This is a genomic window from Rhizobium pisi (genome assembly GCF_003938655.1).
Classification (GTDB): domain Bacteria; phylum Pseudomonadota; class Alphaproteobacteria; order Rhizobiales; family Rhizobiaceae; genus Rhizobium; species Rhizobium pisi.
In genome coordinates this window covers 243707-267001 of the sequence record NZ_RJJT01000008.1, presented here as the reverse complement: position 1 = coordinate 267001, position 23295 = coordinate 243707, and the positions used below count along the sequence as shown (strand labels likewise).

The window sequence follows — 23295 nt, the reverse complement described above, 5'->3', positions numbered from 1 at the left end:
TTTACCCGGCGGCGAAGCTCGCTGCCGGGGCTGGGCACAGCGCCGCATGGATGGAGAGAGAAATGACCTCGAATGAGGATGTCGTCGTTACCGACCGTGGCGGGATCGTCGAGAACAGTCACCGCGTCCACGTGGCCGTTGTCGATGCAAAAGGCAGCCTGCTTTATGCACTGGGAAATCCGACACGCATGACACTTGCCCGGTCTGCGGCAAAACCGGCCCAGGCGCTTGCCATTCTGGAAACGCATGGTTTCGAGCGTTACGGGTTCGACGATGCCGACCTTGCGCTGATGTGCGCTTCCCACAGCAGCGAAGAGCGGCATATCGAGCGAACACGGACCATGCTGTCGAAGGTTCGGGCCGAGGAGGCAGATCTTCGTTGCGGCGGCCATCCTTCCCTGTCCGAAACGGTGAACCGTTCCTGGATCAAGCGGGATTACACGCCAACGGCGGTTTGCAGCAATTGTTCGGGAAAACACGTCGGGATGATTGCCGGATCCCGCGCGATCGGGGCAGGCGTGGAAGGCTACCACCTGCCGGATCATCCGATGCAGGTGGTGGTCAAGCGTACGATTGCCGAGCTCTGCGATTTGGAAGCACGGGACGTCGAATGGGGGATCGACGGATGCAATCTTCCGACCCCTGCTTTTCCATTGGATCGGCTGGCGCGCATCTATGCCAAGCTTGCTGCGGCTGCGGATGGGAACGATGCGCGCGAAGACCAGTCGGTGCGTAGCACCGCGCTGGCTCGCATTTTCCATGCGATGGCACGTTATCCTGAGATGGTCGCGGGCGAGGGGCGCTATTGCACGGTGCTCATGCAAGCATTCAAAGGCGCAATGATTGGCAAGCTCGGGGCCGATGCCAGCTACGCGATTGGTGTGCGGGCCTCGGATGAAACCAGGCGATTGGGAGCGGATGGCGCGCTCGGCATCTCGGTTAAAGTCGAGGATGGCAACGTCGAAATCCTCTACGCAGTTGTGACGGAAATCCTGGAACAGCTTGGAATCGGTTCGCCTGATATCCGCAGGCAGTTCGCGACGTTCCATCATCCCGCGCGCGTGAACACGATGGGCGTCACGACAGGCCGCGTGTCTTTTCCGTTCAAGCCGCGTGGATTCAAACCGGACGGGGCGAACCTCGTCGCGCGGCCCTGACCCGATCAGACATCCCGGGTTGCGGCAATTGCCGCCTCTCCACACATCATCTTCTTCGGCCTGCCGCCTCAAGTTCAAGCCCGCAGCGCCTCTTCTCGAAGGTCCCGCTATGACTGCATCCGATATTACGAAAATCCGCATCGAGCATGACCTCATCGGCGATCGCGAGGTGCCGGTCTCGGCCTATTACGGCGTGCATACGCTGCGAGCGGTCGAGAATTTTGCCATCACCGGTCAAACCCTTCGTGAATCGGCAGACCTGATTGCATCCCTGGCTGCGATCAAGCAGGCGGCAGCCCAGGCCAATGCGAGCCTCGGCCTTCTGGACCGGGAACGAGCCGACGCCATCATCGCGGCCTGCGTCGAGATCCGTGACGGTGCACTACACGACCACTTCGTCGTCGATCTGATCCAGGGCGGGGCCGGAACTTCGACCAACATGAACGCCAACGAGGTGATTGCCAACAGGGCGCTCGAAATCATGGGGTATGGCCGAGGAGACTACCAACACCTGCATCCGAACGAGCATGTGAATCTCTCACAATCCACCAACGACGTCTATCCGACGGCTTTGAAGCTCGCCGCATGGATCGGCGTTCATCGTCTCGTCGACGCCATGGCCATCCTGCGCCGGTCGTTCGAGGCCAAGGCGATCGAGTTTGCCGACGTCCTCAAGATGGGCCGCACCCAATTGCAGGATGCCGTGCCGATGACGCTGGGGCAGGAATTCGGAACCTATGCGCTGATGCTTGCGGAAGACGAAGCGCGCCTTTCCGAAGCGGTCTCGTTGATCCGCGAGATCAATCTCGGCGCGACGGCCATAGGGACCGGCATTACGGCCCATCCTCGATATGCGGCTCTGGTCCGCGAGCGCCTGTCGGAAATCGTCGGTGTCGATCTGGTGACCTCGCCGGATCTGGTGGAAGCCACACAGGATTGCGGGGCATTCGTGCAGCTTTCGGGCGTTCTCAAGCGCGTGGCGGTGAAGCTGTCCAAGACCTGCAACGACCTGCGGCTTCTGTCTTCGGGGCCGCGCGCCGGATTGAACGAGATCAATTTGCCCGCAAGGCAGGCCGGTTCCTCGATCATGCCGGGCAAGGTCAATCCCGTGATCCCGGAGGTCGTCAACCAGGTCGCCTTCGAGGTGATCGGTAATGACGTGACGATCACCATGGCCGCAGAGGCCGGCCAACTTCAGTTGAATGCCTTCGAGCCCATCATCTTCTACAGCCTCTATCGCAGCTTGAGCCACCTGACCAACGCCTGCCTGACGCTCGAGGCGAATTGCATTCAAGGCATTACCGCCAACCGCGACCGGTTGCGTCAAACGGTCGAGCAGTCGATTGGCATCGTGACGGCGCTAAACCCCTATATCGGCTATCGCAACGCCACCGAGGTTGCGTTGGAGGCGCACCATTCGGGACGGGGTGTATATGAGATCCTTCTCGAACGGGGCCTGATGCAGAAGGAGCATCTGGATGCGGTTCTGCGTCCCGAAACTCTCACGCGGCCGAGCGAGAAGCTCACTTTCTCATAGCCCGAGCAGGTGACTTTGCGAGTCTCATTCAGACTGAATGTGATAAGCGTCTCTTGCACGATGATATCGACTTGGTTGTGTTGTATGTAGTATGTGCACGTTATGCGAGCAAAGTGGCGTAATCTGTCTTATGGAACTTGAAAGTGTCAAGCAAACGTCGCTGCATAACTCTTTGAAAACTATGCGGCAATATCAACGGCTTTTGGTGCTTTCCCACATCAACGTGCGAGCGTCAGCCAATCGCCGATCGTTGTCCCAAAACGTCGCGTGGAACGTGTCGCGGGGATGGCCGGGCGCTCAGTTGCTATTGTCTTTCGGACTTCACGCGGGCTGAGCCCGAATTCATGGCTGAACGCGCGCGTGAAATTGGCCGCAACGTCGAAGCCGGCGGCCTCGGCAATCTCCGAGATCGGCCTGTTGTCAGTCGGGTTAGTAAGATCCGCATATGCCTGCAGCAATCGATGTTTGCGAATGTAGTTGAAGACGCCCCCGCTCGTTTCGAACAATTGATAGAGTCGCGTCCGCGAGATGCCCAGCGCACGGCACATGACGTCAGGCGTCAAGCTATCTGAATGAAGATTGAGGTGAATATAGCGATGCGCCCGCTCCATAAGCCCCATATTGGTCTGTTCCTGACCGCGATCCAAACTTGTGGACGATGCAGCGCATGCAACGACCATATCGCCGATCGTCCGTATGATCCGCGGCACCTCCTCCACCGTCAAATTGCCCAGGTTCGCTTCCAGGCCGTTGATATAGCTGACGAGCAATTCAGCCAGGCTACCGGACAGGGCGATATTGTTGGCGTTCTGCAGAAGACCTGCATCACGGGTCAACAGTTCATATGGCAAGAAGACGAGCACAGCGGCTGAATCGGTCATCCGCCCGCGGTAAGGATAACCAAGAGACCTGAAAAATACCTCACCCGGGCCGGTCGCCGTTACATGCCGATTGGCCTCGGTCCAGGCCCGGCCGCTTCGCAGTACGCCGACGTTCCAGTGATCGATTGGGCTCGATCGCAGCATGGCCTGATCGCGAATATAGCTGCATGCCTGCGCGCGCTGCTGAACGATGAGGATCTCGCCGAGATGCCAGCCGGTCTGTTCCGCAAGAAAACCGTCGCCCTCTGATTTTCCATCCGGCAGATGAACATCCACAAGTGGGGCCATATGTGATCGCCAGGACCGGAACTGTTCTTTCGGTGGCAGGTCGTGCGTCGAAAATCGCAAGGGCACCAGTGCCGGTGCAACGTCCACCCGATGTTCCTTCTGGGGGGACGGTTCGCGCGGCCAGCGCCGCCGCTCGAGGTGAGCCGGCCATTCCTTTCCCGCAGTGGGGTCATCTCCAGAACCCGTAACCATCCAATTCCTCCAGCGCATAAGCCGATCCGGGCTGTTGAAATTGAAGCAAACAATCGTTTTCGCGCTGAACCGCACAACCATCCGACAAAGCCGAATTGGCTAAAGCTCTACGTGCATAAGCTACCTATCATATTCTCTGACGAGCAGAAATGGACGGACCGATAATTTTCAGGATGCGGCGATAACGACAATTGCGTGCTGTTCATATATTTAAATGAGCAATCGTTAATTCCTGAGGAAGTTCGGAAAATCCAAAATCCTCATTTGTTGGTGCAATGTAGTTTCGAAGCGCCGGCAACGTAAAACGACACTTATTCAAAACAAAACATGAAAACACAGGAGGATAGGTCGTGAACTATCGGAGAAATATTCGTGCGCTCTTTGCGCGAGCGCGGCTCGCAACGGAAATTATTCTGCGAGAGGCCCTCTGGCGTCAGGAAAAATGCTTACCTTGTGTCGTGAAAATTCATGCGAGACGCTCCTAGGCCGGACATCGGCAAATAATGGCGCGCAAGGGGTTGCGCGCAGCCGAGGCCATCTGTGTCGATGCGTAACGACCGAGGCCTGCACGCAACCCCTATCATATCCACCCATTGTCGAATTTGTGGACGCTGCCTTTCATATGGCAGAACGGAGGCTAAGATGACTACGGCATGTGATGAGAAAATTATCGAATTGAAGCCGATTTCGAGCTGCAGACAAGAAGTCGAAGTCGCGATGGTAGAAATGCTCGTCAGTTTGCAGAAACGTGGATGGGAGGCTGCGGAACTGGCACTGGCGCTCGCAGATGCCTCCGAAGATCTCGTGATGCTGATCGCGACCAAAAGGCTTCGACCGAACTAGAGCAATCCAGGCGTCTGGAATTGCGCAAATACAGAAGATGAGAGCGGTTCTGTGCTTCTAGGAAAAGCTGAACCGCTCTAGAAAAGGTCGCGTGGAATTAGGCCCTCAACGATGACGGAGTATAAGTCGTAGCGGCGACAACCAAGACTGCTACCTGCACCTGTATTTCGAACTCAGCGGCTCTGCTCGCGACAGCATGATTGTAAAACTCTACACCGGTCCACCGGTCGATAGGCATACTATTGGCCGGATCGCACACGACCGGGATTGATCGTCCGCACACGAGGAGACCGACGAAGCCGGCACCGCGATCTTAAGATACTGCCACCCGATCTCTCGGATTTGTCGAAGCTCGTCGATTTGTTCTCGAAAGGATTGGCTAGTTAGTTGGTCCGAGGATGGAAAGTGCGTCCTGCAGTCTGAGCGCCGCCAGCGCTTCCGTTGCCTCGTCCGGAGACCATCCTGCTTCCAGCGCTGCAGAGAGAACGAGCGACTCCGTTTGAAGCTCGAGCTTTTCGTAAAGCGGCTCGATAGCTTCGCGGGCGGTGACGACATGCTGATCGGGCGGAGTGATGGATGTCGCGGCAACCGTAGGCATAATGCTCCTCCTTTTGAACGCTAAGGCTCGAAACCCAGGTGCAGGCATCATTGTTCCGTTCACATCGCATTTTTGCCGTATCACGGCTGACGGAAACTGTTCCGGAACTCTGGACGGTCGAAACTTCGCCGTCCTCGGCGTCTTTGGGGTCGCAGCGAAAAATCTTCGCTCGATGTGAAGGAAAAGACAGGCTACCGCACAATTGCCAAAAGCGGAAGCGACTTGTGGTAATCACTGTTGCGGCCTGTATCCATTTCAGAAACGCGCCGATGACGATGGCCGGCGGTATTTTCTTGTGGTCGCCGACAGTCCCCTGCTTGGCGACGCGGGACGTCGGGCGCCGACAACAGGCAGACGGACGACGGTCATCATCTTGCTGAAAATGCCGATGAATGGCCTTAGTGGCAATAATATCCGTCGCAAAGCGATTCTTTAACGGGACTTCCAATGACCATCGAAAGAGTACGAAATCCGCATCCGATCTACTTTGCCGGAGCCTTTGCCACGGGTGGGCTCCTGACGTTCATGGTACACCTCAATGGGGAACTGGCGCGTTATGGAAATCCCCTCTTCTCGTCATGGACCGCCCACGGCACAGGCATCATCGCAGCCATCATTCTTCTCCTGCTGATCCACCGGCGCGGCACGCCAACGCTGGGAAAAGCCGCCGGCGCGCCCTTGTGGGCCTATTTCGGTGGAATATCCGGCGCGGCAACGGTCATTCTGACCTCGACTGCGGTCAATTCACCGCTCGGGCTCTCCGGCACTTTGGCTTTGGGGTTGGCCGGCCAGGTCGCTTTCAGCGTCGCTGCCGACAGCTGGGGACTGTTCGGCCTGCAAAAGCGGCGCCCCGATCCACGAGACGTCGCGGCGCTGGGCTTGGTCGTCACGGGGGCTGCGCTCATCATCCTGTTCGGGCGAGGTGCAGCATGACGGTCTTCGTTCTCCTCGCTTGCCTGGGCGGCATGCTCGTTGGTCTCAGCCGTCAGCTCAATGGACGGTTGAGCATCTCCACGACGCCGCTGATCGCATCTTTTTGGAACCACGCCGTAGGTTTTGTCGTCCTTACCTGCCTCGGTCTCTTCGTCGGAGGCCTGCTTCCTGCCGGCGCCGCCGAGGCGCCCTGGTATATCTATCTGGGCGGTCCCATCGGCGTTATCTTCGTGGCAGCCGGCAGTTGGGCGATTGCGCGAATAGGGGCGGTCAATTCGGCTCTGCTGATCATCGGCGGGCAGATGGTAACGGGGGTGGCGTTTGACTACGCGCGCGCCGTCCCTGCATCGTTCTGGGCGAACGCGGCCGGCATTGTTCTTATCGTCGGCGGCATGGTGGTCAGTCGGGGAAGACGCAAGGTCGACGGTTCGCAATAGCTGCGCCACGGTGCCGGGCGGCGGGAACGCCTTCCCGCCGTGTGATCTTCAGCCGCGGCCTTCTCAGGCGAGATATTTCGTGAACCAGTCGATCGTTCTCTGCCAGGCGAGCTTGGCTGCCGCTTCGTCATAGCGTGGCGTGGAATCGTTGTGGAAGCCGTGGTTGACGTTGGGGTAGATATAGGCCTCGTAGGTTTTTCCAGCTGATTTCAGCGCGGCCTCATAGGCCGGCCAGCCTTCGTTGATCCCCTTGTCCAGGCCGGCATAATGGAGGAGCAACGGCGCTTTGATCTTCGGCACGTCCTCGGCGGGCGGCTGCCTGCCGTAAAAGGGCACGGCGGCGGCAAGCTCGGGATAGGCGACCGCGGCAGCGTTGGCAACGCCGCCGCCGTAGCAGAAGCCGGTGATGCCGATCTTGCCGGTGGTGAGGTCGCCGTGCATCAGGAACTCCACCGCCGCGAAGAAGTCGTTCATCAGCTTTTCCGGATCGACCTTCTGCTGGAGGTCCCGCCCCTTTTCGTCATTGCCGGGATAGCCTCCGACCGAAGTGAGGCCGTCGGGCGCAAGCGCAATGAAGCCTGCTTTCGCCACGCGCCGCGCCACGTCTTCGATATAGGGATTAAGGCCCCTGTTCTCGTGAACGACCACCACGGCCGCGACCTTGCCGGCGGCTTTCGCAGGGCGGACGAGATAGCCGCGCACATCTCCATTTCCTTTCGGCGAGGGATAGGTGATGTATTCGGCTGATATATCGGGATCGGTGAATTCGACCTGGGTCGCCAGCGCATAATCGGGGCTGAGCGACGCAAGAATGGCGGCTGCCGTCACGCCGCCGACGGCGAATTTGCCGGCCCGGTCGAGAAACTCGCGCTTGGTGATTTTCCCATGTGCGTAATAATCGTAGAGTTCGAGAAGTTCCTGAGGGAAATCCTTGGCTGTCATACGGGTCATGATGGCTCCTCCTTGCCTCGGGTCCTCGGGCCATCCTACACACGTAAGCTCGCGACTCTTTTCAACATTTCGCGAGTTCTGCGTGAGCTTGCTGGGGCGATCGAGGCTCGGGCAATTGGCCCCTCGCATCCGCCGGTCCTCTGCCTGAAGGTGCGGCCCGGCGCCATCTGTCGCTGGCGAAGGCAGCTGGAGGCTCGGAATCGACAGCCGCCTATCGATCTATGAAAATTAATTTCATGCTTCTGCTTTGAGGCCCGTTTTCTATTGACGCCCCTCGTTTTTTGTCCCAACTTAAAGAAAATAAATTACTTAAATGGGAACCTGATCGGCATGAAAGTGGGAATCATAGGGCTAGGATTCCGGCTCGGTTATCTCGGCTATGTCTTCAAGGCAATCGACAGCAGTTTCGACATCGTAGGCTATGTGGACCCGGATCCCGCCGGACTTCCCGGATTGACGGAAAAGGGAATTTCGGTCGGCAAAGCCTATGGTTCGCCAGAAGAACTCCTTGCCTCCGAGAAGCTCGATCTCCTGATGATCGGCTCGCCCAATCACATGCATCTCGACCATATCAGACTCGGGCTTCAGGCCGGTCTCAAGGTCTTCTGCGAAAAGCCGATCGTCACGACGATCGCAGAAAGCATCGAGCTTGCCCATCTGATGGCGAAATTCGGTCATGAGCGGCTGATGGTCGGTCTCGTGCTGCGCTATTCTCCTCTTTACCGGGATCTGCGCGCTATCCAGGCCGAGGGCAAGCTGGGTCAGATCGTATCGATCGAGGCGTCCGAACATATCGAGCCTTATCACGGTGCCTTCTTCATGCGCGACTGGCGCCGATACGAGCGCTATTCCGGCAGCTTCATGCTGGAGAAGTGCTGCCACGACCTTGATCTTTATAATGGTGTCGTCGGCGCACGGCCGGAACGTGTCGCCAGTTTCGGCGGCCGCAAGAGCTTCATCCCGGCCAATGACCCGGCGCGCGAAGGCATCAACGATCTCGAGCTTTTCCATCGCAAGCCGAGCGGATGGATGGGTTCGGACAAGGTCTTCGACAGCGATGCCGACATCATCGATTATCAGGTGGCGATCGTCGAATATGCCAATGGCGTCGGCATGAACTTCCATACCAATCTCAATGTGCCCGACCAGTTCCGTCGTTTCGCCATCATGGGCTCGCGCGGCATGGCCGAAGGCGATTTCGTCCGTGGCTACCTCAACGTGCACGAACAGCTGACGGGCAACAAAGTGGTCGAAAACACCTACGCCGCCACGGAGCTCTCCCAGCATTACGGCGCCGATGAACAGATGGCGGGCGACCTGCTCGAAAGCGTGCGCACCGGGCTTGAACTTCCCGTCTCCACGCTGAACGCGCTCGAAGCCGGCATTCTGGCGCTCGCGATGGACGAAGCAAGGATGAAGAAAACGGTCGTCGACCTGCGCCCCGTCTGGGACCGCTTCGACGAAGCCCTCCACGCAAAAGCGGCTTGAGGAGGACGGCAAGATGAGTGTTCAAAGAAGCACGATCATCTTCGCCTGGATCCTTCTTCTTCCGGCAGTCCTCTATGTTCTCGCGATCGTCGCCTATCCGCTGGTCGATACGTTCATACTCTCCTTCACCGACGCGTCGCTGAAGAAGACCACGGAATGGGTCGGCTGGATCAATTACGAGAAGATCTTCAATGAACGGTTTGCGGAGGTCATCATCCGCACCTTCATCTGGACCTTCTTCTCGGTCGCCCTGAAAATGGTGATCGGTACGTTTGGCGCAACCATGCTGAATGCCGCCGTGCCCGGCCGCTCCCTGTTCCGGCTGCTGACCATGCCGCCATGGATCGTGCCGATGGCGATCGGCATCTTCATGTGGGGCTGGATGTATAACGGCCAGTTCGGGATGATATCAGGGGTCCTGCAGCGTCTCGGTCTCGTCGACGGTCCGGTTGCCTTCCTCGCCTATGGAAGCACCGCCTTCTGGGCAACGATCGTCACCGACGTGTGGATCGGCGTGCCGCTGGTGACGATCTACTTCCTGGCGGCGATCCAATCCATTCCAAAGGATCTCTACGAGGCTGCCTGGACGGACGGCGCCGGCCGCTGGTACCGCTTCCGCCGCATCACGCTGCCGCTGATGGTCCCCGCCATCATCACCATGTCGATGCTCTCGCTGATCGCCACCTTCAACTCGTTCGACATCATCTGGATCCTGACGCAGGGCGGGCCGAGCGGCGAGACGACGACGATGATCATCGATACCTATCAGACCGCAATCGGCTCGAAGAAATACGGTGAAGGGGCGGCGCGCGCCGTTTTGATCTGCATCTTCCTGTCGCTCTTCTGCTTTGCCTATTTCCGCGTCACCCGTCGTCTCAATCCGGAGAAGCGCGCATGAGCAATGCGGCCATGATCGATCGCTACCGCTGGTGGGAAATCATCCTGATCTATTGCGGCATCGCCGTGTTTCTGTTCTTCGTGCTGGCGCCCTTCTTCGAAGGTTTCCTGGTTTCGCTGAAGCCCCTCAGCCAGCTCTTCTCCTCGCCCTATCGCTTCTGGCCGGAGAACGGCTCGTTCGAAGCCTATCGGACGATGTGGATCAGCGTGCCGGGTTTTGCGCGCTATATCTTCAACTCGTTCTTCATCTCGACCATCGTCACGGTGATCGTGCTCTGCCTCGTCATCCCAGCGGCCTACGCCTTTGCGAAGTTCGAATTCAGGGGCATGGGCATTCTGCTCGGCGCATTCCTGACGGTGAACATGTTTTCCGGTGCCGTGCTTTTGATCCCGCTCTTCCGGTTGATGCGCAGCATGGGCGTGCTCAACACCTATCTCGCCATGATCGTGCCGGGTGTCGCGTTCCTGATCCCTTCGGCGATCTGGCTGCTGCGCACCTATATGATCCGCATTCCCCAGGAACTCAACGAAGCGGCCTACATGGATGGCGCCAGCCATTTCTACACGCTTCGCCGCGTCATCCTGCCTATCGCGATGCCGGGGATCATCGTCGTCGCCATTACCACCTTCATCGGCGCCTACGCCCAGCAATTCATCTTCGCGCTGACGTTCAACTCGAAGACAGAATACATGCCCTTGCCAGTGGGGCTCTTTGCTTACTTCGGCAAGCAGGAGGTCATCTGGAACGAGCTGATGGCAGCTTCCTTCGTCGGCATCGCGCCGGCGATGGTCGTCATCTTCTTCCTTCAGCGCTACCTCGTCGGCGGCCTGACCGCCGGTGCGGTGAAACAATAAGAGCAAAAACGAGTGAACAGCTAACACAAGAATGGGAGTCACGACGTGAGCATTACCATCAAGACAGGCCTTATGGCGCTCGCCTTGCTCGGTTCAACGGCACTGACTGCGGTCACTGCCCAGGCGGCCGACAAGGAAATCAGCTGGATCTATTGCGGCGACACGATCGACCCGGTCCACACCAAATACATCAAGCAGTGGGAAGAAAAGAACGCAGGTTGGAAGGTCGCGCCTGAGGTCGTCGGGTGGGCGCAGTGCCAGGACAAGGCAACGACGCTCGCAGCCGCCGGCACGCCTGTTGCGATGGCCTATGTCGGCTCGCGCACGCTGAAGGAATTCGCGCAGAACGATCTCATCGTTCCGGTGCCGATGACGGATGACGAAAAGAAGAGCTACTATCCTCATATCGTCGACACGGTAACCTTCGAGGGCAACCAGTGGGGCGTTCCGATCGCCTTCTCCACCAAGGCGCTCTATTGGAACAAGGATCTCTTCAAGCAGGCCGGCCTCGACCCCGAGACGCCGCCGAAGACCTGGGCCGAAGAAATCCAGATGGCAAAGACCATCAAGGAAAAGACCGGCATCCCGGGCTTCGGTCTCTCTGCCAAGACCTTCGACAACACGATGCACCAGTTCATGCATTGGGTTTACACCAACAACGGCGCCGTCACCGATGCCGACGGCAAGATCACGCTCGACAGCCCGCAGATCCTTGCAGCGCTGAAGGCCTATAAGGATATTTCGGCCTATGCCGAAGAAGGCCCGACCGCCTACGAGCAGAACGAAGTCCGCGCCATCTTCCTCGACGGCAAGGTCGCCATGATCCAGGCAGGCTCGGGTGCGGCCGATCGTCTGAAGAAGACGACGATCAGCTGGGGCATCACGACGCTGCCGCTCGGCCCCGACGCCAAGGGTCCCGGCACGCTCCTGATCACCGACAGCCTTGCAATCTTCAAGGGTTCCGGGGTCGAGGACAAGGCGACGGAATTCGCCAAGTTCATCACCTCGCCGGAGGTCCAGTCGGAATACGAATTGCAGGGCGGCGCCGGCCTTACCCCGCTGCGTCCTTCGGCTAAGGTCGACGAATTCGTCGCCAAGGATCCCTACTGGAAGCCGCTGATCGACGGTATCAGCTACGGCGGTCCCGAGCCGCTCTTCACCGACTACAAGGGCTTCCAGAATTCGGTGATCGAGATGATCCAGTCCGTGGTGACTGGCAAGGCCGAGCCTGAGGCCGCGCTCAAGAAGGCTGCCGGCGAAATCGAGGCCTTCAAGTAAGCCTGCTTCGGCTCTTCGGGATCGCGGAGGCAACAATCCGCGATCCCTCCCCTACGGCGCCGCGTGTCTGTTCAGATGCGTAGAACGCTGTAACACTTTGAATTGCTGCATAATTCCTTAAATCGAATCCGACTTGAGGAATTATGCGGGAACGATGATCGAGCGTGCGACACAGGTCGCCGGCGGAGACAGATTTTTGGGACAGCTTCTTCTCAACAAAGTTCAGAAGTTCTACGGCGACTATGAAGTCCTGAAGGGCGTGCAGCTCGAAGTGAGGAATGGCGAGTTCGTCGTCTTCGTCGGCCCGTCCGGCTGCGGCAAGTCCACCCTCTTGCGTATGATCGCCGGTCTCGACGCGACGACGGCGGGCGACATCGTCATCAATGGCATCAGGGTCAACGACCTGCCGCCCGTCAAGCGCGGCATCGCCATGGTATTCCAGTCCTACGCGCTCTATCCGCACATGACTGTTTTCGAGAACATCGCCTTCCCGCTTCGCGTCGAAAAGATGGTAGAGGCAAAGCTCTAGGCCAAGGTCGAAAATGCAGCGCGCATCCTGCACCTCGAACAACGGCTGCAGCAGAAACCCGGCATGCTTTCCGGCGGCCAGCGCCAGCGTGTCGCGATCGGCCGCGCCATCGTGCGCGAACCGAAGATATTCCTGTTCGACGAGCCGCTCTCCAATCTGGATGCTGCGCTGCGCGCCGACATGCGCATCGAGCTCGCCAAGCTGCACCGGCAGTTGAAGGCGACGATGATCTATGTGACCCACGACCAGGTCGAGGCCATGACGATGGCCGACCGCATCGTCGTGCTTGACGCCGGCAATATTTCCCAGACGGGCGCGCCGCTGGAGCTTTATCACAAACCCGCGAACCAATTCGTCGCCGGCTTCATCGGCAATCCGAAAATGAATTTTCTTCCGGTGACCTGCAAGGGCGTCAGCGCCGATGGCGTCGAGGTGGATTATCAAGGTCAGACGGCGGTTTTGCCGGTGACACCGCGTGACGGCATGGTCGGCAAGCCTTTGACGCTCGGCATCCGGCCGGAGCATATTCAACTCGGCGGCGGCGATATCGTCTTTACCGTGACGCCGACGGTCATCGAGCGCCTCGGGGCAAATACGGTCGCTTACGCCTCGCTCAACGGCGAAGCCGAGAATTTCTGCGCCATGCTGCCGGGCAGTGTCGGCATCCGTCCGGATGCACCTGTTTCGACCGGCATCAATGCCGCCGATTGCCATCTCTTCGACGAGGCGGGCATTGCCTTCGAGCGGCGCGTCGAACTGACGGAAATCGATATGAACGTGATCAATCCGACGGCAGTTTGAACCGACTGGCTCAGTGTCGGCGGTTCGTCCTGTCGGGAGTCGGGGCGAATGACACCCCAAGCAACGACGACCGCCCGCCGGCAGGCGTTCGGGGTGATTTTCAGTTAACGAACGTCGCTGGACAATCTCTGTGAGCTCACCCATGCGCTCCGTCTTGACCCCTGAGCAGACCGGTCCTACAAGATAGACTATGGCAACACACCTCTGATTGGCCGCGCCTAGCGGCATTGAGCAAAGCGCAGCCCTGCACGACACGCGGGGCCACTTCCACTTGCCAAGCCAAAATCAGAGATTTTCAATGCCCACGCTCTACCTCACTTGCGGTCTTCCCGGTTCAGGGAAGACGTCGCTCGCCATCTCTACTCCAGAAGCCGAAACTGGCCCGTGCCGAGGTAGAGTCGAGAACCTGCAATGGCAGATCGCTATGCGTGCCATCAAGCTTCAGTGTAACGTTGTCATAGATTGGGGAGTGTGGTCACGGGCAGAGCGCGACGCCTGCCGGGACGAAGCTCGCGCAGTTGGTGCCCGCGTCGTCCTCTGCTTCCTCGACGTTCCCTTCGATGAGCTTTGGGACCGGGTCTCCCGACGAAACGCCGAGCTTCCAGTCGGCACGTTCGATATCTCGTGGGCGGACCTGCTTAGGTGGTCGAAGCTGTTCGAGCCGCCGACTGCCGAGGAGTTGGCGCTCTACGATCAGCAAACCCATCCAGCCATCACCGGCCTTACATGACACACCACAGCGCCAGGGTATCCTCAGTCTGGGTGCCTTCGGCGATCAGTGTCATTTCGCCCTCAACCGGGAACCGGCCCCTACCAGACAAGGCCGCGGGCCGCGACCTTCTCAACGCGGGTCACGACACCGCCCCGATGGAAGACCATCGTATCGAAGAGGTTTGATACCACGCAGGTGTGGTTCGGGATGATGAAGAGCTTCTCGCCGATCTGAGGCCGGGGGCCGGTGCAGTTCGACAGGTCGATCACGCCGTGTTCTTCCGAGAGGCTGGTGATGCGTGCTTGGGGATAACCGACGATCAGCCCGTAGTCGCTGAAGCCTTGAAGATCCGAGGTCAGCGCCTTCGATCCGGCATCGATGACGGCGCGGTCGGCATTCGGCCGTGACACGACGGTCGCCAGCACATGCATGGCGCAATCATCCTCGGTGCAATGGCCCATGCGCACCATCTGGCGATCGTTGTAGATATAGGTGCCGGCGCGGTGTTCCGTGGCCGACGTGACGAGATGCGCCTCGAAAAGGCTTGGCGTTCCGCCATTGCTGACGATCGGGCAGGCAATGCCTTCCGATTTCAGGCGGCTCACCGTTTCGGCGATGAAGGCTTCCACGGTGGCGGCCGATTGCGGCTTCGGATAGGTCACGATGCCGCCGAAGGTGAGCCCGTCGGCGGCGGCGATGCGTTTGGCGAGCGCAACTGCCTCCTCCGGCGTCTGCACGCCGCAGCGGCCGGCGCCGGTATCGCATTCGACAAGCACCATAAGCGGCTTATGGCCGGAAAAATGCGCGGCGAGGCCGTCGACCGTCACTTCGCTGTCTGCGACGACCTTGAGGGCCGAGGTCTTCTCATTCAGTTTGGCCAGGCGGTCGAGCTTCTGCTGTCCGAGGATATTGAAAGTGATGAGGATGTCTCCGAAGCCGGCCTCGGCAAAGACCTCGGCTTCCGTGACCTTCTGGCAATTGATGCCCCTGGCGCCTGCGGCGACCTGCGCGACGGCCAGGGCGGGAATCTTGTGTGTCTTGATATGCGGGCGGAAGTTCAGCCCGTGTTGATCCATATAGGACTGGACGCGGCTGATGTTTGCAGCCAGCCGGTCTTCGTCGATGACAGGGCGCGGTGTCGAGAGATCGGCGATCCTGTCACCCGCCTTGGCGACAACGGCAAAGCTGACATCATGCATCTAGGCGGCTCCGCGTGCTATCCCATGTGGATCGGCCACGATCGGCCAGATGGTCTTTGGCGCCCGCCGGTAAGCCGTCGTCGCCGGATTATTGGGATACGGCGTTCCAGCCGAGCAGTAAAGGATCTCCGCCGCAATCTTCGAGAAGGACGCGAAGAAGTGATTGGTGGATTTGATCACCAGGATCTTCTGCCTCACGGGATCGATGCCCATCACCGAAAAGAGGCTCGGGTCGAAGCTCTGGGCGCGCGTCGAGTTGAGGATGATGTCGATGCCGTTGAGCACGATATGCGCGGCATCGCCGAAAGGTGCGAGGCTCTCGCCGAACTGCATTTCGGCATTCTTCACCAGCTTGACGACCTTCACGGTGCCGTCGACGGGATTGCCGGTGCCGGGCGCCGACTTGGCGCCGAAGCGCAGCGGAATGTCTGCCCCCTCGCCTGCCGCAAAACAGATCTGCACGGCCACCGGATCCCAGATGGTGCCGATCGCGGCGCTCGTAACACCCCGCGCCATGAGTTCCCCGAGAATGACGGTCGCATCACCCGCCGTGCCGCCACCCGGATTGTCCCAGACATCGGCGACGACGACAGGCCATGCGGTTGCCGCGATCGCGCGCGCAACGGCTTCCTTCTCGTCGATTTGCGGGACCATGAAGGTGCCGCGCTTGGAGAAGAGTTCCAAGCCGAGTTCGCGCGCCAATGCGGCGCCTTTTTCCGGCTTGTCGTCGGTTACGACAAGCAGCTTCGTTCCCATTTCGGGAACGTCGCCAACCATGAAGCCGTGGATCACCGAGATCGACAGAATGTCAGGATCGTCCTTTTCAATCCGCATGATCTTGTCGACGAAGGAGCGCATGGGCTCGCGCGATGTCGGGAAGACATCGATCATCCGGCAGTCGAACACCGATATATCAGGCTTGACCCGACCCTCGAGCGTTTCGACCGCGATGCGCCAGAGATCCTCGGCGCGATCGACGAAATCCGTATGCGGAAATTCCTTGAAATAGACGGCGAAGTCGAGTGCTGCGACGCGCTTTGCGGTCAAGTGGCTGTGCGGATCGAGTTCGGCGCAAATGAGAACGTCGGGTCCGACGATCTCGCGCATGCGCGAGAGAAGATCGCCTTCCGTATCCTCGTATCCGGCTGCCACCATGGCGCCATGCAGGCCCATGACGACGGCATCGACAGGCATTGCCGCGCTGAGCTGGCCGAGGATTTCGTCACGCAATTCCTCGTAGGTCGCCCGGTTGACGAGGCCTGCGGGGTCGGCCCAGGTGGCCGTTCCCTCGATCAGCTCCCAGCCCTTTTCAGCAGTGACGCGCCTTCCGACGGTGATCGGCGCGGTGCAGAGCGTCGGCGTTTCGGGATGCTGGCCGGGCGGAGCATAAAGCGAGGCTTCGAATGCGCGGCGATCCACGCAGATCGGAGAGAATGTATTGGTCTCGGTCGCCAGTGCTGCCGTGAAAATGCGCAAGAAAGTGGCCTTCGTGTTGTCGGCTCCGCGTCAACCCATCGGGTTCGGCAGGTAGCCGGTGAAACCTGAGATCTTCCAGCGTCCCTCGTGAAGCCTGCAATAATAGAGCGTCTGCCACTGCAGGACGTCCCGGGTATTGTCGCTCTTGGTGATGCCGCCGTCGAATTTCTTGCGGACGAGCGCCGTGTCGCCTTCGATCTCGATATCCTCCAGCGTCGTCGTGGTGAAAATCGCCGTGCGGGCATCTTCGGCGAAACTCTGTTCGGCGAAATCCTTGGCCTGCCTCAGCCATTCCTGGCGATAGGCCGAAAGTGTCGGGAAAGCCAGGCGCCACTTGTCGGGGCTGACTTCCTTCCGGCCGTCGATGCCGATGAAACCTTCTTCCACGAAGTCATGCTCCACCATCGACCAATCGGCGGCCAGAAAGGCATCGATATCGCGGGGAACGAGCATTTCCCAGATGGCGTGGCGGGCGCTGTCGGACGGGAAAGGATTCTTGAAGGGATCGCGCATGTCAGCCCCGGATTGAAATTCTTTTCATAAAACACGTTTCTCACTGGTCAAATTCTGCTTTCTATGGTCACTTGTCAACTTATCAAGAAAATAATTTGCAAGGACTTGAGAATGCCTATCAAGCGCTATGGCACTGTTCAAACGGGCGCCGGCGGCAAGGCGCTGCCTTTCGCGCGCGCCGTCGAAGCTGACGGATGGCTCTATGTTTCCGGGCAGGTTGCAATGGAAGATGGCGAGATCATCGACGGCAACATCATCGCCCAGACCCACAAGACGATCGCCAATGTTCTGGCGATCCTCGAGGAGGCCGGATACGGCGTCGAGGATGTCGTGCGCGTCGGCGTCTGGCTGGATGATCCGCGCGACTTCTGGACTTTCAACAAGATCTATCAGGAGTATTTCGGCGAACATCCGCCGGCACGCGCCTGTGTGCAATCATCGATGATGGTCGATTGCAAGGTTGAGATCGACTGTGTGGCCTATAAGAAGAAGGATGTATAAAGAGCCATCGGGGGGACGGGTTTGGATATCTTTTCGACATTGCAAGAAGACAAGGGCCGGCTCTCTCCCTCCGAGAGCCGCATCGCGGAGATCATCGTCAACGACTTCGAATTTGCCGTGAATGCCTCGATCATCGAGCTTGCGGAACGGGCCGAGGTTTCGCCGCCGACCGTCACGCGCTTTTGCCGCCGCCTGGGCTGCGAGAGCTTTTCCGACTTCAAGGTGCAACTCGCCCGGACCGCCCATATCGGCGTGCGCTATCTGAAACCGGAATCGAAGAGCACCGATCCGGCCGATGTCGCCCAGGATATCATCACCAAGGCGCAGAACGCGCTCTTTCTCCTGCACCGTTCGCTCGATCTTGCTGCGATCGAAGCGGCTGTCTCGCATATCGCCAAGGCCGACATGATCTACGCCTTCGGCTCCGGCGGCAATTCGTCGATGATTGCCGACGAGCTTCAGAACCGCCTCTTCCGCCTCGGGCTGCGCATCACGGCAAGCTCCGACCACAGCATGCAGCTGATGATGGCCGCCGCGGCAAGGCCGGGCGACGTGCTGATCGGCTCGTCCTTCTCCGGGCGCAATATGGAGCTGGTGCGAGCCTTCGAGCTGGCCCGCAACACCAAGGTAAAGACGATCGCTCTGACCCAGACGGCAAGCCCTGTAGCCAAGGCCGCCGAAATCGTCGTGCCGATCGATCTTCCGGAAGGCAACAACATCTATCGCCCGACCTCCACGCGCATCGCCTACATCGCGACGGTCGATATCTTGTCGAGCCTGGTCGCCTACGCCGTTCAGCCAAAGGCGACGACCACGCTTCGGCGCATCAAGCAGCAGCTCGTCATTCACCGGGACGGTGACGACCGACAATTGCTTGGAGATTGAATCTCATGAACGGGAGCGACAGCAAATGACCCAATCGGCAGCCATCGTGACGGGCGCTGCAGGCGATATCGGCGCGGCGATTGCCGCCCGGCTCGCCGATGACCATGATGTTGTGCTGCTTGCCGACATAGATGTGACGGCCGCAGCCGCCGTGGCTTCGAAACTCGGACCGGACAATTGCTTCGTGGCCGTCGGGTGTGATGTGACCAGCGAGGCGAGCATTGCCGAATTGGCGAAACGCGCCGCGGATGTCGGCGTGGTCCGAACCCTCGTCAACAATGCCGGTGCTGCCCGCGCGACCAGCCTGCACGACACGACGCCTGAGATCTGGCGAGCAGACAATGCGCTCAATCTCGAAGCGGCATTCTTATGTTTCCGTGCCTTCGAACCCATGCTGAAGGCTTCGAAGGGGTCCGTCGTCAACATCGCCTCGGTCAACGGCCTGCATGTCTTCGGACACCCGGCCTATAGCGCCGCCAAGGCGGGCTTGCTGCACTTCACCCGGCTGGTCGCCGTGGAATACGGGAAGTTCGGCATCCGCTCCAATGCCGTTGCGCCCGGCACGGTGAAGACGCAGGCCTGGGAAGCGCGCGCCGCCGCCAATCCGAACGTTTTCGAGGAGGCGCGCCGCTGGTATCCGCTGCAGCGCGTCGTCGATCCCAAGGACGTTGCGAATGCCGTGGCCTTTCTTGCCGGGCCGCTGGCCGCAGCTATTACAGGCGTCTGCCTGCCCGTCGACTGCGGCCTCACGGCCGGCCAGGCCGAACTTGCGCGGACCTTCTCCCAATCGGAACATTACTGAAAATCATTGCAGGACTTGCCCGTCCCGGCCGCTCTTGCCAATTTCCCTGACGATTGATTGACCGCATGAGCCGCCTTTTTCCCGACGTCTTCCGCAATCCGGCGATCCGCGCCAGCATGATCGCCATTTTCACCTTTGGAATGGCGGGGGCGATGACCGCACCCTACCGTTCGGTCATCGGCATCCGTGAACTGGGGTTGAGCGACGGCCTTTATTCCTCTCTGAGTTTCGTCTCGGCGGCGGTGAACGTCGTCATCAGCATCCTGCTCGGCAATCTCGCCGATCGCCTCGGCGAGTACCGGTCGACGATGATCGGCGCATGCCTCTTCGGCATCGTCGGTTACGGCATAGTCTACGCCTTTCCTACAGCGGCCGTCTTCATCATCAGCGGATTGCTGCCCCTGCCCATCTACGGGGCGTTGAACTCGCTGCTCTTTGCCAATGCGCGCGCGGCGATGCATGGCATGAGCCTAAGCGAGATGGTGACGGCCAACTCCGGCGTGCGCGCCATGATCTCGCTCTCCTGGGTGCTGATCCCCGGTATTACAGGTCTTGTGCTCTCGGGTGGGTCGAGCATGCTGCCGGCCTACCTCTTTGCAGGCATCTCGTGCCTGATATGCCAGGGCATCATCGTCTTCGCCCTGCCAAGACGGGCAGCAAAGGAGATGGCCGCGATTCACCATCTCAGCTATCTCGGCGCCCTTCGCCAGGTGGTTTCGCCGCGGATTTCGGCGCATATCTGCGGCGTGGCGCTCATCACCAGCACGCTTCATCTCAACGACGCCCTTCTGCCGCTGATTGCCACCGGCGCGGCGCATGGGGCGTTGAGCGACGTCGGCATTCTCGTCGGCATCGTCGCCTTGCTGGAGGTCGTCTTCATCATCGTCTGGTCGCGCATTGCGCGGAAGACCGGCCAGATGACGGCGCTTGCCGCCGGCACGATCATTTACGCCGTGTTCCTCAGCCTTCTCGGCTTTGCCTCTGAGCCGTGGCACCTCTACGCGCTCACCTTGATCGCCGGGATCGGCGCGGCGGCGATCATCAGCATTCCGATCACCTATCTGCAGGATCTCATCGCCGACCGGCCGGGCCTCGGCAGTGCGCTCATCTCCGTCAATATCTTTGCGAGTGCCGGTATCGGCGCGCTGATCTTTGCCGGCGGCACGTTCATGACGGGTTATTCCGGAACCGCCATTCTGAGCGCCGTTGCGGGCCTGTCCGGGATCACGATTCTTGGCTTCCTGCAGAGACGCAATGTCCGCCGAGCCGACGTATCGGCAAATGAGGCGCAACGATGAATGTAGCTTTCTTCGGCGTTCGTCTTGTGACAAGGGTGATGCACCATTTCCTTTGAAGGCGACATGAAGGCGATCTCCGGCACGAATCTCGAGCAGGCCAAGTTTCACAACCGGCGTGTGGTGATCGAGGCGGTGCGTACCAACGGCCCTCTGTCGCGCGCCGCGATCGCCCGGATGACGGCGCTCACCGCCCAGACCGTCTCCAACATCGTCGAGGAGCTGGAGAGGTCGCACCTTCTGGTTGCGGCCAAGGCGCAGAAGCTGGCGCGCGGCCAGCCGATCATTCCCTACAGCATCAATCCGCACGGCGCCTATTCGATCGGCCTGGAGCTCGGACGGCAGCGCGCCAGCGGAGTCCTGACGGATCTTTCCGGCGGCGTTTGCGCACGTATCGAGCGCCACATCGAGCACCCCGATCCGCAACGGGCCATGCCGGTGCTGCAATCCATCGTCGAAGATCTTCAACAGGCCTTCGTATTCGACCGAAACAGGCTGCTCGGCGTCGGAATGGCCCTGCCCGGCCGCTATGCCGACGGTGGCACCACCTCCCTCAGTCCGCTTAACCTGCCAGGCTGGCAGGGCTTTCCTGTCGGGCAAGAGCTGGAACAGCGGGTGAAGGTGCCGGTGCTCGTCGAGAACGATGCGACGGCGGCAGCAATCGGCGAGCGCCTTCACGGCGTCGCCCGCGGTTTTGCCAGCTTCGTCTATCTCTTCCTCGCGGGCGGCGGCGGCATCGGTGCCGGAATGTTCCTCGATGGCCACCTCTACAAGGGCAGCCGCAACAATGCCGGCGAGATCGGGCACATCATCGTCGAGCCGCATGGCAAGCTCTGCAGCTGCGGCAAGCGCGGCTGCCTGGACCGCTACATCTCGCTGACGGTCGCCTACGAATTCATGGGCATTGCGAATGCCGAGGAGCTTTCGCCTGACGATCTCGATGCGCTGGTCGTCAAGGGCGGCGAAGGTCTGGACGCCTGGCTCGATCAGGCCGTCCAGCCGTTGCGGCAGACCGTCGACTTTCTGGAACTGGCCTTCGATCCACAGACCATCGTGCTCGGTGGCAGCATATCGACACCCCTGATGCAGCGGCTCGCGGAGCGGCTGGAGCCGCTCCACATCCCGATCGACCCCAGCCAGAAGCGGACCATTCCTCGCGTCATGATCGGCATGACCGGCAAGGATACGGCCATCCTTGGCGCCGCCGCCCTGCCGATCTTTTCCGAAACCAATCCGCGCTTTGACGTTCTGCAAAAGCCGCTCGGCTGAGCCGCGGCTCACGGGTCACGTCACCGTCCTAACTCCGCTCGAAAAGAAGATGTTGCCTCTCAGGAGGCAGACAGCCCCGCATCGGCTTGCGGGCGACGGGCCAGAGGTCGGGCAAAGATGACCACGTTCCCGAGAAGCGTCAGCGCCAGGCCGATCAGACCTAGACCGCTCCAATGGTACCCCTCGAAAACAGTCGATAGCGAGAGGGCGACGATCGGGAACAGGACGGTGGCATAGGCAGCACGTGAGGAGCCGATGCGCGACACCAGCATGAGATAGGTGGTGAAGCCGATCACCGATCCGATCGCCGCGAGATAGATCAGGGCGGCAAGATAGGTGATGTCGGGCGGCGCCACGATCGGCGTTTTCGTCACGGCAATGAGGAAGAGGAGGATGATCGCGCCATAGGTCATCCCCCAGGCATTGGCGGTCAGCGGTGAGATTCCGGCCGCGCTGTTTCGACGCGATGCCATATTGCCCAGCGAGAAGAACAGCGTGCCAAGCGCTGCGAGCCCGATCCCTTTCAACGTGCCCATATCGAAATCGACGACAACATCCTGTCCGAAAAGCAGGAGAAGGCCGGTTGCTCCGAGCGCGGCTGCGAGAAGCGTGCGGCCTGTAATGCGGTCGCCGAAGAAGAGACGCGCATTGACGGCATTGTAGATCGTTGCGAGCGAGAAGATCACGGAGATCAGCCCGGACGGGATAGAGGCGGCTGCGTTGTAGAAGCAGATGAAATTGAGGCTGAACAGGCAGAGCGCTTGCGCAAGGATGAAAGGCTGATCGCGCAAGGCTGGGAGCTTGAGCCGCCGCATGACAGCCAGAATGGCGACGAGGATTACTGCCGCGACCGCAAATCTGTAAAAGACCGAGACCAAGACCGGTACGGGACCGACCTGCATCGCAATGGCGATCCAGGTCGTCCCCCATATGAGGACGGTCGCGATGAAGAGAGCGGCATTTGCCATGGAGTGATCC

At 59.8% G+C, this 23295-nt stretch carries 22 protein-coding genes and 1 pseudogene; 16 read left to right on the top strand and 7 right to left on the bottom strand.

The window, feature by feature from the left end; translation table 11 throughout:
• The first annotated feature begins 62 nt into the window (after positions 1 to 62).
• Both EFD55_RS13665 and aspA read left to right on the top strand, forming a co-directional pair.
• The gene (locus tag EFD55_RS13665; protein WP_125845583.1) at positions 63 to 1157 is read left to right on the top strand and encodes an asparaginase; all 1095 of its coding nucleotides are present in this window, start codon (positions 63 to 65) and stop codon (positions 1155 to 1157) included.
• 109 nt (positions 1158 to 1266) lie between these two features.
• A complete protein-coding gene (aspA, locus tag EFD55_RS13660) occupies positions 1267 to 2694 on the top strand; it encodes an aspartate ammonia-lyase (protein ID WP_125845582.1) in 1428 nt (475 codons plus the stop codon).
• Positions 2695 to 2912: 218 nt separating this feature from the next.
• On the opposite strand, the gene EFD55_RS13655 is transcribed toward aspA, so the two are convergent.
• Complete coding sequence (locus EFD55_RS13655) at positions 2913 to 4055, bottom strand: AraC family transcriptional regulator (RefSeq protein WP_125845581.1); 1143 nt, start codon at positions 4053 to 4055, stop codon at positions 2913 to 2915.
• Between the two features lie 642 nt (positions 4056 to 4697).
• On the opposite strand from EFD55_RS13655, the gene EFD55_RS13650 reads away from it, so the two are divergent.
• On the top strand, positions 4698 to 4898 hold the full coding sequence (locus tag EFD55_RS13650; RefSeq protein ID WP_125845580.1) for a hypothetical protein: 201 nt from the start codon (positions 4698 to 4700) through the stop codon (positions 4896 to 4898).
• Between the two features lie 379 nt (positions 4899 to 5277).
• Here the strand turns inward: EFD55_RS13650 and EFD55_RS13640 are convergent, their stop codons facing one another.
• Positions 5278 to 5496 carry a hypothetical protein gene (locus EFD55_RS13640; RefSeq protein ID WP_125845579.1) on the bottom strand — a complete coding sequence of 73 codons (219 nt, stop codon included), beginning with the start codon at positions 5494 to 5496 and terminating at the stop codon, positions 5278 to 5280.
• 447 nt (positions 5497 to 5943) lie between these two features.
• Here EFD55_RS13640 and EFD55_RS13635 point away from each other — a divergent pair, with 447 nt between their 5' ends.
• Both EFD55_RS13635 and EFD55_RS13630 read left to right on the top strand, forming a co-directional pair.
• Positions 5944 to 6429, top strand: a complete 486-nt coding sequence (locus EFD55_RS13635; protein WP_125845578.1) for a DMT family transporter — start codon at positions 5944 to 5946, stop codon at positions 6427 to 6429.
• A complete protein-coding gene (locus EFD55_RS13630; RefSeq protein ID WP_125845577.1) occupies positions 6426 to 6866 on the top strand; it encodes a DMT family transporter in 441 nt (146 codons plus the stop codon). The genes EFD55_RS13635 and EFD55_RS13630 overlap by 4 nt, the downstream gene beginning before the upstream one ends.
• A gap of 63 nt (positions 6867 to 6929) precedes the next feature.
• Here the strand turns inward: EFD55_RS13630 and yghX are convergent, their stop codons facing one another.
• Positions 6930 to 7817 (bottom strand): YghX family hydrolase, encoded by an 888-nt coding sequence (yghX, locus tag EFD55_RS13625; protein ID WP_125845576.1) that lies wholly within the window; start codon positions 7815 to 7817, stop codon positions 6930 to 6932.
• A 330-nt stretch (positions 7818 to 8147) separates the two neighbouring features.
• On the opposite strand from yghX, the gene EFD55_RS13620 reads away from it, so the two are divergent.
• The 6 genes and pseudogenes from EFD55_RS13620 to EFD55_RS13595 all read left to right on the top strand — a co-directional run bounded on the left by EFD55_RS13620 (position 8148) and on the right by EFD55_RS13595 (position 14395).
• Positions 8148 to 9305: a Gfo/Idh/MocA family protein gene (locus EFD55_RS13620; protein WP_125845575.1), complete on the top strand. Its 1158-nt coding sequence runs from the start codon at positions 8148 to 8150 to the stop codon at positions 9303 to 9305.
• 13 nt (positions 9306 to 9318) lie between these two features.
• Positions 9319 to 10203, top strand: a complete 885-nt coding sequence (locus EFD55_RS13615; RefSeq protein ID WP_125845574.1) for a carbohydrate ABC transporter permease — start codon at positions 9319 to 9321, stop codon at positions 10201 to 10203.
• A complete protein-coding gene (locus EFD55_RS13610; RefSeq protein WP_125845573.1) occupies positions 10200 to 11057 on the top strand; it encodes a carbohydrate ABC transporter permease in 858 nt (285 codons plus the stop codon). The genes EFD55_RS13615 and EFD55_RS13610 overlap by 4 nt, the downstream gene beginning before the upstream one ends.
• Positions 11058 to 11129: 72 nt before the next feature.
• Positions 11130 to 12335, top strand: a complete 1206-nt coding sequence (locus EFD55_RS13605) for an ABC transporter substrate-binding protein (RefSeq protein ID WP_125845609.1) — start codon at positions 11130 to 11132, stop codon at positions 12333 to 12335.
• Between the two features lie 196 nt (positions 12336 to 12531).
• Positions 12532 to 13665: pseudogene (locus EFD55_RS13600) on the top strand (ABC transporter ATP-binding protein).
• A gap of 298 nt (positions 13666 to 13963) precedes the next feature.
• The gene (locus tag EFD55_RS13595; RefSeq protein WP_125845572.1) at positions 13964 to 14395 is read left to right on the top strand and encodes a P-loop nucleotide/nucleoside kinase family protein; all 432 of its coding nucleotides are present in this window, start codon (positions 13964 to 13966) and stop codon (positions 14393 to 14395) included.
• An 80-nt stretch (positions 14396 to 14475) separates the two neighbouring features.
• Here EFD55_RS13595 and EFD55_RS13590 read toward each other — a convergent pair whose 3' ends face one another.
• Genes EFD55_RS13590 through EFD55_RS13580 form a run of 3 tightly spaced genes read right to left on the bottom strand, consistent with a single transcriptional unit; the run spans position 14476 to position 17565 of the window.
• Positions 14476 to 15576 carry a D-TA family PLP-dependent enzyme gene (locus EFD55_RS13590; RefSeq protein WP_125845571.1) on the bottom strand — a complete coding sequence of 367 codons (1101 nt, stop codon included), beginning with the start codon at positions 15574 to 15576 and terminating at the stop codon, positions 14476 to 14478.
• Complete coding sequence (locus EFD55_RS13585) at positions 15577 to 17052, bottom strand: M81 family metallopeptidase (RefSeq protein WP_125845570.1); 1476 nt, start codon at positions 17050 to 17052, stop codon at positions 15577 to 15579.
• Positions 17053 to 17082: 30 nt separating this feature from the next.
• Positions 17083 to 17565 carry a hypothetical protein gene (locus EFD55_RS13580; protein ID WP_125845569.1) on the bottom strand — a complete coding sequence of 161 codons (483 nt, stop codon included), beginning with the start codon at positions 17563 to 17565 and terminating at the stop codon, positions 17083 to 17085.
• 111 nt (positions 17566 to 17676) lie between these two features.
• Here EFD55_RS13580 and EFD55_RS13575 point away from each other — a divergent pair, with 111 nt between their 5' ends.
• The 5 genes from EFD55_RS13575 to EFD55_RS13555 all read left to right on the top strand — a co-directional run bounded on the left by EFD55_RS13575 (position 17677) and on the right by EFD55_RS13555 (position 22317).
• Complete coding sequence (locus EFD55_RS13575; protein WP_125845568.1) at positions 17677 to 18066, top strand: RidA family protein; 390 nt, start codon at positions 17677 to 17679, stop codon at positions 18064 to 18066.
• 21 nt (positions 18067 to 18087) lie between these two features.
• A complete protein-coding gene (locus EFD55_RS13570) occupies positions 18088 to 18951 on the top strand; it encodes a MurR/RpiR family transcriptional regulator (RefSeq protein ID WP_125845567.1) in 864 nt (287 codons plus the stop codon).
• Between the two features lie 25 nt (positions 18952 to 18976).
• Positions 18977 to 19753: an SDR family oxidoreductase gene (locus EFD55_RS13565; RefSeq protein ID WP_125845566.1), complete on the top strand. Its 777-nt coding sequence runs from the start codon at positions 18977 to 18979 to the stop codon at positions 19751 to 19753.
• Between the two features lie 65 nt (positions 19754 to 19818).
• Positions 19819 to 21051 (top strand): MFS transporter, encoded by a 1233-nt coding sequence (locus tag EFD55_RS13560; protein ID WP_125845565.1) that lies wholly within the window; start codon positions 19819 to 19821, stop codon positions 21049 to 21051.
• A gap of 63 nt (positions 21052 to 21114) precedes the next feature.
• The gene (locus tag EFD55_RS13555; RefSeq protein WP_125845564.1) at positions 21115 to 22317 is read left to right on the top strand and encodes an ROK family transcriptional regulator; all 1203 of its coding nucleotides are present in this window, start codon (positions 21115 to 21117) and stop codon (positions 22315 to 22317) included.
• Positions 22318 to 22376: 59 nt separating this feature from the next.
• Here the strand turns inward: EFD55_RS13555 and EFD55_RS13550 are convergent, their stop codons facing one another.
• Complete coding sequence (locus EFD55_RS13550; RefSeq protein WP_125845563.1) at positions 22377 to 23285, bottom strand: DMT family transporter; 909 nt, start codon at positions 23283 to 23285, stop codon at positions 22377 to 22379.
• Positions 23286 to 23295 lie beyond the last annotated feature (10 nt).

Excerpts from the sequence above, each read along its gene's own strand:
- EFD55_RS13665 (WP_125845583.1), top strand. The coding sequence starts at position 63 with ATGACCTCGAATGAGGATGTCGTCGTTACCGACCGTGGCGGGATCGTC.
- aspA (WP_125845582.1), top strand. The coding sequence starts at position 1,267 with ATGACTGCATCCGATATTACGAAAATCCGCATCGAGCATGACCTCATC.
- EFD55_RS13655 (WP_125845581.1), bottom strand. The coding sequence starts at position 4,055 with ATGGTTACGGGTTCTGGAGATGACCCCACTGCGGGAAAGGAATGGCCG.
- EFD55_RS13650 (WP_125845580.1), top strand. The coding sequence starts at position 4,698 with ATGACTACGGCATGTGATGAGAAAATTATCGAATTGAAGCCGATTTCG.
- EFD55_RS13640 (WP_125845579.1), bottom strand. The coding sequence starts at position 5,496 with ATGCCTACGGTTGCCGCGACATCCATCACTCCGCCCGATCAGCATGTC.
- EFD55_RS13635 (WP_125845578.1), top strand. The coding sequence starts at position 5,944 with ATGACCATCGAAAGAGTACGAAATCCGCATCCGATCTACTTTGCCGGA.
- EFD55_RS13630 (WP_125845577.1), top strand. The coding sequence starts at position 6,426 with ATGACGGTCTTCGTTCTCCTCGCTTGCCTGGGCGGCATGCTCGTTGGT.
- yghX (WP_125845576.1), bottom strand. The coding sequence starts at position 7,817 with ATGACCCGTATGACAGCCAAGGATTTCCCTCAGGAACTTCTCGAACTC.
- EFD55_RS13620 (WP_125845575.1), top strand. The coding sequence starts at position 8,148 with ATGAAAGTGGGAATCATAGGGCTAGGATTCCGGCTCGGTTATCTCGGC.
- EFD55_RS13615 (WP_125845574.1), top strand. The coding sequence starts at position 9,319 with ATGAGTGTTCAAAGAAGCACGATCATCTTCGCCTGGATCCTTCTTCTT.
- EFD55_RS13610 (WP_125845573.1), top strand. The coding sequence starts at position 10,200 with ATGAGCAATGCGGCCATGATCGATCGCTACCGCTGGTGGGAAATCATC.
- EFD55_RS13605 (WP_125845609.1), top strand. The coding sequence starts at position 11,130 with ATGGCGCTCGCCTTGCTCGGTTCAACGGCACTGACTGCGGTCACTGCC.
- EFD55_RS13595 (WP_125845572.1), top strand. The coding sequence starts at position 13,964 with ATGCCCACGCTCTACCTCACTTGCGGTCTTCCCGGTTCAGGGAAGACG.
- EFD55_RS13590 (WP_125845571.1), bottom strand. The coding sequence starts at position 15,576 with ATGCATGATGTCAGCTTTGCCGTTGTCGCCAAGGCGGGTGACAGGATC.
- EFD55_RS13580 (WP_125845569.1), bottom strand. The coding sequence starts at position 17,565 with ATGCGCGATCCCTTCAAGAATCCTTTCCCGTCCGACAGCGCCCGCCAC.
- EFD55_RS13575 (WP_125845568.1), top strand. The coding sequence starts at position 17,677 with ATGCCTATCAAGCGCTATGGCACTGTTCAAACGGGCGCCGGCGGCAAG.
- EFD55_RS13565 (WP_125845566.1), top strand. The coding sequence starts at position 18,977 with ATGACCCAATCGGCAGCCATCGTGACGGGCGCTGCAGGCGATATCGGC.
- EFD55_RS13560 (WP_125845565.1), top strand. The coding sequence starts at position 19,819 with ATGAGCCGCCTTTTTCCCGACGTCTTCCGCAATCCGGCGATCCGCGCC.
- EFD55_RS13555 (WP_125845564.1), top strand. The coding sequence starts at position 21,115 with ATGAAGGCGATCTCCGGCACGAATCTCGAGCAGGCCAAGTTTCACAAC.
- EFD55_RS13550 (WP_125845563.1), bottom strand. The coding sequence starts at position 23,285 with ATGGCAAATGCCGCTCTCTTCATCGCGACCGTCCTCATATGGGGGACG.